Source organism: Oleiphilus sp. HI0132 (assembly GCF_001635845.1).
This window is the reverse complement of record NZ_LWGJ01000994.1, coordinates 1-308: the sequence shown is the minus strand read 5'-3', so window position 1 is coordinate 308 and position 308 is coordinate 1. Positions and strand designations below refer to the sequence as shown.

Below are 308 nucleotides of genomic sequence, written 5' to 3'. Positions count from 1 at the left end.
TAACCCGCAATGCTTAAGTTGCTGATCAAAGTAGTAGTTTGTGCAGTAGAAAGATCTGCGCCTGGCTGGTAAGTAGAGTCAGCAATACCGATTGCACCGATTTCGTATTTGAAATCAACCGCTGTTACAGCTGCGTCGATAACTTCTTGAGTTGAGAAATCAGCAAGTGCAGTAGCACCGCCAGCAATAAGGTCATCAGCACTGATAAGAGCAGCCAATGGATCAGTAGCGATTTCGTGAATTAACAAGTCACCGTCTTCGATACCAACACGACCCTTAACGAATGTTCCGCCAAGTGCACCAGCAAC

The 308-nt window shown here is 46.1% G+C and carries 1 protein-coding gene; it reads right to left on the bottom strand.

What is annotated here, in order from left to right; genetic code table 11:
- Positions 1–308, bottom strand: a 308-nt coding sequence (locus tag A3766_RS31060) for a hypothetical protein (protein ID WP_197479542.1), incomplete at both ends; no start/stop codon positions are given.